Here is a 5,996-nt window from a genome sequence, read left to right as displayed (position 1 = left end):
TTTGCGGTGTGCTCGAGAATTGAAGGTTCACGCCAAACCTGTAGGAGCCGGCTTGCTGGCGATAGCGATCTCAGGAACGCCATCGCCGGCAAGCCGGCTCCTACAAGGGTGGTCTTCAATCTTCGCGGTTTGCAATGCGCTCGCGGACGGTTAAGGTTCGTTCAGGTTTATCTGCCCCACGAGTCTTTATGTTCAAGCGGTCCCTCACCAAAACCCTCGCCTTTGTGCTGCTGGCCAGCGCTACTTTGTCGGCTCAGGCCAATTGGTACCTGGACGGCGAATCCTCGCGGCTGTCATTTGTCAGCACCAAAAACGCCAATGTTTCCGAAGTGCAGCGCTTCCTGGTGCTGCACGGCAAGGTCAGTCCCAAGGGACTGGCCGAGGTGGAAGTCGAGCTGGATTCGGTGAACAGCGGCATCCCCTTGCGCGACGAACGCATGCGCAAGGAGCTGTTCGAGATCCAGGCCTTTCCCGAAGCGTTGATCACTGCGCAGATTGATTTGCGCCCGATCAACGACCTCGCCCCCGGTGCGCAACTCGAACTGCGCTTGCCGGTCACCGTCAACCTCCACGGCAAAACCCGTGAGTACAACGCCGAGCTGTTGGCGACTCGCCTCGATGACCGGCGCTTTCAGGTGGTGACGCTTGAACCGCTGGTGATCAACGCCGAGGATTTTGATCTGGCGCCGGGGCTGGACAGCTTGCGCAAGGTCGCCGGGTTGTCGGCCATCAGTCTGTCGGTGCCGGTGGGTGCGGTGCTGATTTTCACGGCGCGCTGACATGGCCGGCGCGATTTTTCCCTGGCGTGAAGGCAACAGCTTCGAACTGCTGATTGACGGTCCGCAGTTTTTTCCGCGGATGTTGGTCGCGATTGCGCGCGCCGAGGAACAAGTCGAACTGGAGCTGTACCTGGTGGAGGCGGGTGCCTGTGCCGAGGCCATGGTTCAGGCACTGGTCCAGGCCGCCGAGCGCGGCGTGCGGGTGCGCTGCCTGTTCGATGATTACGGCAGCCTCGCGTTTACCCTGACCCTGCGTCAGCGGCTGATGGCGGCCGGCGTAGAGCTGCGCTTCTACAACCGCCTGAGCTGGCGACGCTGGGTCGGCAATTTCTACCGCGATCATCGCAAGCTGTTGCTGGTCGATCAGAGCATGGCCGTGGTCGGCGGCACCGGTGTCACCGATGAGTTCTGGACGCCGGGCGAAGACGCCAGCGAATGGCACGAAGTGATGGTGGAAATCACCGGTCCTCTGGTCATCGACTGGCAGTTGTTGTTCGATCGCCAATGGATCGCCAACCGCCATCGCCGCGCGTGGAAACCTGCCTCGCATTTCGGTTTGCCGCGATTGCCCCGCGTGCCGCCAATGGGCGAGGGCATGGGCCGGGTCGCGTATGCCGACGCCCGCCAGCACCGCGACATCCTGCAATCGCTGGTTCGTGCGCTGAACAGCGGGCAAAAGCGAATCTGGCTGGCCACGCCGTATTTCCTGCCGACCTGGAAAGTCCGCCGCTCGTTGCGCCGGGCGGCAGCTCGAGGCGTTGATGTGCGTCTGTTGTTGACCGGTCCGCGCACCGATCACCCGTCGGTGCGTTATGCCGGGCATCGTTACTACCCGCGATTACTCAAGGCCGGGGTGCAGATCTTCGAATACCAGCCGTGTTTCCTGCACCTGAAAATGGTGCTGGTCGATGATTGGGTGAGCATTGGCTCGTGTAATTTCGATCACTGGAATTTGCGATTCAACCTGGAAGCCAACCTTGAAGCGCTGGACCCGGGGCTGACACGTGCGGTGGCGGCGAGTTTCGAGAATGACTTTGCGCTGAGCCAGGAAGTCAGCCTGGAGGCCTGGCAACGCCGGCCGCTGTGGCGGCGGGTGAAGCAGAGGATCTGGGGATGGGTGGATCGGCTGGTGGTGAATCTGCTGGATCGTAGAGGCTGATCCCGGTTTTTTGAACACCACAAACCACTGTGGGAGCGAGACCGGCTTGCCGGCGATGAGGCCCTAACATTCAACATCTCAGTTGACTGTCAGGCCGCCATCGCGAGCAGGCTCGCTCCCACAGGGAATAGAGGTTGGATCGTGATTTTTTTGTCGACCCATCCCTTGTAGGAGCCAGCAAGCCGGCTCCTACAGGAGATCGGGGGTTACAGGAGTTCGAAGCTCTGCTGCGTCACGTCCTGGGAATCCAGGCCGATCTGCACGTTGAACTTGCCTGGCTCTGCTGCGTACTTCAACTGAGCGTTGAAGAACTTCAGGTCATCCTCGGTGATGGTGAAGTGCACGACTTTCTGCTCACCGGCCTTGAGCGTGATTTTCTGGAAGTTCTTCAGTTCCTTCAGTGGCCGGATCATCGAGCCGGTCACGTCCTGGATGTACAACTGCACCACGGTTTCGCCGTCGCGCTTGCCGGTGTTTTTCACCATGACGCTGGCGTCGAGCTTGCCGGTCTTGTTCAGCGTGGTCGATGACAGGGCCATGTCGGTCAGGCTGAAATCGGTGTAGCTCAGACCGAAGCCGAACGGAAACAGGGGGCCGGTGGTGTCATCGAAATACTGCGAGGTGTAGTTGCCTGGTTTGCCCGGCGTGAACGGCCGGCCAATGCTCAGGTGGTTGTAGTAGGTCGGAATCTGGCCCACCGAACGCGGGAAGGTGATCGGCAGTTTGCCCGACGGGTTGTAGTCGCCGAACAGCACGTCGGCGATGGCGTTGCCGCCTTCAGTGCCGCTGAACCAGGTTTCCAGAATCGCGTCAGCCTGTTCCTTCTCCTGGAGAATCGACAGCGGACGTCCGTTCATCAACACCAGCACCAGTGGTTTTCCGGTGGCCTTCAAGGCGCGAATCAGTTCACGCTGGTTTTCCGGAATATTCAGGTCGGTACGGCTGGAGGACTCGTGGGACATGCCACGGGATTCGCCCACGGCTGCCACCACCACATCGGCATCCTTGGCGGCTTTCACCGCTTCGTCGATCAGCACTTGCGCCGAGCGCGGGTCATCTACCACTTCCGGTGCGTCGAAGTTGAGGAAGTTCAGGTAATCCAGCGCCTTCTTGTCGCTGGTGATGTTGGCGCCACGGGCGTAGATCAGCGTCGACTGCGCACCGAGTGCGGTGGTCATACCGTCGAACAGTGTCACCGATTGCGCAGGGCGACCGTTGGCGGCCCAACTGCCCATCATGTCGATCGGTGCCTTGGCCAACGGACCGACCAGCATGATTTTCGCGGTTTTCTTCAGCGGCAGAGTTTCGCCCTGGTTCTTCAGCAACACCAGGCTGCGGCGCGCAACGTCGCGCGCCTCGGCGCGGTGCAGGCGGCTGTCGGCGTTAGTGTCGACCGGATCATCTTCAGCCTTGCCGATGCGCAGGTACGGGTCCTTGAACAGGCCCATGTCGTACTTGGCATCGAGCACTGCGCGCACGGCATTATCGATGTCGCTCTGCTGGATCTCGCCGGCCTTGAGCAGCCCTGGCAGCTCCTTGCCGTAGAGCGTGTCGTTCATGCTCATATGAATGCCGGCCTTGATCGCCAGCTTCGCGGCTTCGCGGCCATCAGCGGCAACGCCGTGCTTGATCAGCTCGAAAATCGCCCCGTGGTCGCTGACCGCCAGGCCTTTGAAGCCCCATTCCTTGCGCAACAGGTCGTTCATCAGCCAGGTGTTGGCGGTGGCCGGTATGCCGTTGATCGAGTTCAACGCGACCATGACCCCACCAGCACCGGCGTCAATCGCGGCGCGGTACGGTGGCAGGTAATCCTGGTACATCTTGACCGGGCTCATGTCGACGACGTTGTAGTCGCGACCGCCCTCGACCGCGCCATACAAGGCGAAGTGCTTGACGCTGGCCATAATGCTGTCGGCCGCGTTCGCGCCGGCGCCCTGGAATGCCTTGACCATCACGCCGGCGATGCGCGACACCAGATAGGTGTCTTCACCGAAACCTTCGGAAGTACGGCCCCAGCGCGGGTCGCGGGAGATGTCGACCATCGGCGCAAAAGTGAGGTCGACGCCGTCCGACGAAGCTTCCTTGGCGGCGATGCGCCCGGACAGGCCAATGGCGTCCATGTCCCAGCTCGAGGCCAAGGCGATAGGGATCGGGAAAATCGTGCGGTGGCCGTGGATCACGTCGTAGGCGAAGAACATCGGGATCTTCAACCGGCTGCGCATCGCCGCGTCCTGCATCGGACGGTTTTCCGGGCGGGTGATCGAGTTGAACGTACCGCCGATGTTACCGGCGGCAATTTCCTTGCGGATCAGCTCCCGAGGCATTTCCGGGCCGATGCTGATCAGGCGCAACTGGCCGATTTTTTCATCGAGGGTCATCTGCTTCATCAGGTTGCTGATGAAAGCGTCCTTGTTTTCCAGAGGTGTGGGCGTCGTGGCGGCCAATACGTTATGACTGGCCAGGCTGACGAACAGGCCCAGCAAACACAGCTTCTTCATGAATGGTTTTCTCAAAAGCCCAAACGGCAGTAAATACGCGCCGGTCAGCCAAAATTTAGGGAGCGACTATTGTTGTTCAAGTAAATGCGGGCACACTTGCGCAGTGTTTTCGCGCAGGGGCATCTTTTAGCCCATTGGCTCGATGCAATCCAGTAGCGGCGGCAGATTATGCCCGAAGTGTCCGGTCAGGAGGTTGCTGGTTGTTTTTTCAACGGAATGTGCACGGGAGCGTCAACCAGATGAATGTACGACATCACACTCGGTCGAGCCTGCAGGTCGCAGCCTTGATGTTGCTGACCACGTTGCTGGCCGGTTGCGGCATCAACAATATTCCGACCCTCGACGAACAGGCCAAGGCCGCCTGGGGCCAGGTGCAGAACCAGTACCAGCGCCGCGCCGACCTGATCCCCAACCTGGTGGAAACCGTCAAGGGCTATGCGAAACACGAAGAGGAAACCCTGACTGCGGTGATTGAAGCCCGGGCCAAGGCGACGTCCATTCAGGTGGATGCCAGCACCCTCGACAACCCCGAGAAACTCAAGCAGTTCCAGCAGGCGCAGGATCAGTTGACCGGTGCCTTGAGCCGTTTGATGGTGGTGTCCGAGCGTTACCCGGACCTCAAGGCCAACCAGAATTTCCTGGCGTTGCAATCGCAACTGGAAGGCACCGAGAATCGCATCGCCGTGGCGCGTCGGGATTTCATTCTCGCGGTGCAGAACTACAACACCGAAATCCGCACTTTCCCGGGACGCTTGTGGCACACCGTGATGTACAGCGACTTGCCGATCCGCGAAACCTTTGAAGCCACCACCCCCGGTGCCGAGAAAGCGCCTGAAGTGAAGTTCTGACCGGCTAGAAGCATTACCACGGATGAGGTTGCCAATGCGCGTGTTGAATGTGGGCCTGGCGCTGTTGCTTTGGGTGTTTGCTGCCACGGCCCAGGCCGAGCTGAAGTTTCCGGAGCTGACCGGGCGGGTGGTGGACAACGCCGGGATGATCGAGCCGTCGGTGCGCGAGCAGCTGACGCAACAGCTCAATGCCCATGAAAAGGCCACCGGCGAGCAGTTGGTGGTGGTGACGTTGCCGGACTTGCAGGGCGCCGAGATTGCCGACTTCGGTTTCCAACTCGGGCGCCATTGGGGCATCGGCCAGAAGGACAAGAACAATGGCGCGCTGCTGATCGTCGCCCGTGATGAGCGCAAGCTGCGGATCGAAGTCGGTTATGGCCTGGAAGATCGCCTGACCGATGCGCAGAGTTCGGTGATCATCCATCAGGTGATCACCCCGGCGTTCAAGGCCGGTAACTTCAGCAAGGGCATCAGCGACGGGGTCGCGGCGATGCTGGTGGTGTTGGGCGGTAGCCCGCTGGATGAACCGTCGACTATTTATGAGTCGGGCGGCGATCAGGACGGTGATTTTGTTTCCCGGCACCCGGGGATTTTCGTGTTTCTGGTGGTGCTGTTCATCCTGACGATATTCGTCTTGCAGATGTTCGGGATTCTGCCGGCGGGCCGAGGCGGGTCGGGTGGTTCGAGTGGTGGTTTCGGCGGTGGTGGTTTT

5 protein-coding genes are annotated in these 5,996 nt (G+C 60.4%); 4 read left to right on the top strand and 1 reads right to left on the bottom strand.

The window, feature by feature from the left end; all coding sequences use genetic code 11:
• Window positions 1-188: 188 nt before the first annotated feature.
• Together KGB27_RS30640 and KGB27_RS30635 are read left to right on the top strand one after the other, a co-directional pair.
• Entirely contained in the window at window positions 189-779 is a 591-nt protein-coding gene (locus KGB27_RS30640) for a YceI family protein (RefSeq protein ID WP_223557347.1), read from the top strand.
• Between the two features lies 1 nt (window position 780).
• Window positions 781-1,938, top strand: a complete 1,158-nt coding sequence (locus KGB27_RS30635; protein ID WP_223416332.1) for a phospholipase D-like domain-containing protein — start codon at window positions 781-783, stop codon at window positions 1,936-1,938.
• 206 nt (window positions 1,939-2,144) lie between these two features.
• Here the strand turns inward: KGB27_RS30635 and bglX are convergent, their stop codons facing one another.
• A complete protein-coding gene (gene bglX, locus KGB27_RS30630) occupies window positions 2,145-4,436 on the bottom strand; it encodes a beta-glucosidase BglX (RefSeq protein ID WP_223436432.1) in 2,292 nt (763 codons plus the stop codon).
• A 239-nt stretch (window positions 4,437-4,675) separates the two neighbouring features.
• Here bglX and KGB27_RS30625 point away from each other — a divergent pair, with 239 nt between their 5' ends.
• Both KGB27_RS30625 and KGB27_RS30620 read left to right on the top strand, forming a co-directional pair.
• Entirely contained in the window at window positions 4,676-5,284 is a 609-nt protein-coding gene (locus tag KGB27_RS30625; protein ID WP_008025694.1) for a LemA family protein, read from the top strand.
• A gap of 34 nt (window positions 5,285-5,318) precedes the next feature.
• Window positions 5,319-5,996 (top strand): TPM domain-containing protein (locus KGB27_RS30620; RefSeq protein WP_223557346.1); only part of this gene is annotated, 678 nt, incomplete at its 3' end.

The organism is Pseudomonas sp. BF-R-01 (genome assembly GCF_019946615.1).
GTDB classification, from domain to species: domain Bacteria; phylum Pseudomonadota; class Gammaproteobacteria; order Pseudomonadales; family Pseudomonadaceae; genus Aquipseudomonas; species Aquipseudomonas migulae.
Note: the sequence above shows the minus strand (reverse complement) of the source record. Positions and strands in the feature narration are given on the sequence as shown.

Coding starts and splice junctions, on each gene's coding strand:
- KGB27_RS30640 (WP_223557347.1), top strand. CDS start 189: ATGTTCAAGCGGTCCCTCACCAAAACCCTCGCCTTTGTGCTGCTGGCC.
- KGB27_RS30635 (WP_223416332.1), top strand. CDS start 781: ATGGCCGGCGCGATTTTTCCCTGGCGTGAAGGCAACAGCTTCGAACTG.
- bglX (WP_223436432.1), bottom strand. CDS start 4,436: ATGAAGAAGCTGTGTTTGCTGGGCCTGTTCGTCAGCCTGGCCAGTCAT.
- KGB27_RS30625 (WP_008025694.1), top strand. CDS start 4,676: ATGAATGTACGACATCACACTCGGTCGAGCCTGCAGGTCGCAGCCTTG.